The following is a 1,717-nucleotide window of genomic DNA, read 5'->3' on the forward strand; positions in this document are numbered from 1 at the left end:
CGCGTGAGCGCGTCGGCGTCACCGAGATCGCCAATTTTGCCAAATACGAAGTCTCGGGACCCGCGGCCGAGGATTTCCTCAACCGGCTGATGACCAACCGCATGCCGAAGACCCGCCGCATCGTGCTGACGCCGATGCTCAACGAGTTCGGCAAGCTGATCGGCGACTTCACCATCGCCAAGGCGGCAGAAGACCGCTTCATGATCTGGGGCTCTTCGGCGGCGCAGAAATACCACATGCGCTGGTTCGAGAAGCACCTGCCGAAGGACGGAACGGTGCGCATCCACCGCTTCGACCAGACGCTGGTCGGCCTGTCGATCGCCGGGCCGAAATCACGGGACCTGCTGCAGAAACTGGTCGATGTCGACGTCTCGACAAAAGCCTTCCGTTTCATGGATTTCCGCGAGATGGCTGTTGGCGGGGCGCCTTGCATGGTCAACCGCATCACCTACACCGGCGACCTCGGCTATGAAATCTGGATGGCGCCGGCCTACGAACGCCTGGTTTACAAAGCGATCAAGGACGCCGGCGAGGAATTCGGCCTTGTCGATTTCGGCATGCGCGCTCTGCTCTCCATGCGCCTCGAAAAGAACTTTCCGACCTGGTTCCGCGAGTTGCGGCCGATCTATGGACCGTTCGAAGGCGCGATGGACCGCTTCATCAAGCTCGAGAAGAATGACTTCATCGGCCGCGAGGCCGCCGCCAAGGAACAGGCCGAGGGGCCAAAGCTGCGCCGCGTCTCCTTCATCGTCGATGCCACCGACGCCGATGTCATGGGTGACGAGCCGATCTGGGCCAAGGTCAGCAAGGACTACGGCACGGTGGAAAAGCCGCATGGCTATGGCGCGCCGCGCTTCGACAAGGGCGGCAAGGAAATACGTGGCTCCAAGGCTGCCGAAGGCGCATCCGCCGTGCGCGGCATCGTCGACGGCGACTGGCGCGTGGTCGGCTGGGTCACGTCGGGCGGCTATGCGCATTATGTGCAGAAGTCGATGGCGCAGGGCTATATCCCCGCAGCGCTTGCCGAGGACGAAAGTGCCGGGCTGTTCGAGATCGAGATCCTCGGTCAACGGCGCCCGGCCCGCATCAATGTCGAAGCGCCCTTCGATCCGAGCGGCGAGAAGATGCGGACCTGAGGTTCGACGATGGACAGCGCGGGGCCGAAGGGCAGCTTTGGCCGCCACCGCAAGATCATGCCGTTCGAGCCGGGCTCGATCGAAGCTTTGCGCGACGCCTCCCGTCAGAAGGCGGGTTCGCTCAACCAGCATGTGCTGGGCTATGGCCCGCAGGCCGAGGCTGAGTGGGCGGCGGCAGGCATTGCCGCGCCCGACCTGGCGGCGATGCGAAAATACCGGCTGGAGCGTATCCGCGCCGAGCTGAAGCGGCGCGGCTATGCCGGCGCCCTGCTCTACGACCCCGTCAACATCCGCTACGCCACCGACAGCACCAACATGCAGCTTTGGGTGGCGCACAATCCGACGCGGCATTGCTTTGTCGCCACTGAAGGCCCGGTGGTGCTGTTCGATTATTTTTCCTGCGAGCACCTGTCCGACCATTCCGGCGTCGTCAACGAGGTGCGGCCGGCGGTGTCGTGGATGTATCTCTATGGCGGTGAGCTGACCGAGCAAAAGGTCCGCCGTTGGGCCGCCGGAATAGCCGATTTGGTCAGGGAATATGGTAGCGGCAACAGCCGCATCGCCGTCGACCACATCAATCC

At 63.4% G+C, this 1,717-nt stretch carries 2 protein-coding genes; both read left to right on the forward strand.

The features are described 5' to 3' along the window. Window positions 1–1,136, forward strand: a 1,136-nt coding sequence (locus tag EN879_RS34795; protein WP_164774793.1) for an aminomethyltransferase family protein, incomplete at its 5' end; no start/stop codon positions are given. Window positions 1,137–1,145: 9 nt separating this feature from the next. Beyond that, on the forward strand, window positions 1,146–1,717 hold a 572-nt coding region (locus EN879_RS34800), incomplete at its 3' end, for an aminopeptidase P family N-terminal domain-containing protein (protein ID WP_206521070.1).

Origin of the sequence: Mesorhizobium sp. M7A.F.Ca.AU.002.02.1.1, assembly GCF_003998535.1 — a bacterium.
GTDB lineage: Bacteria > Pseudomonadota > Alphaproteobacteria > Rhizobiales > Rhizobiaceae > Mesorhizobium > Mesorhizobium ciceri.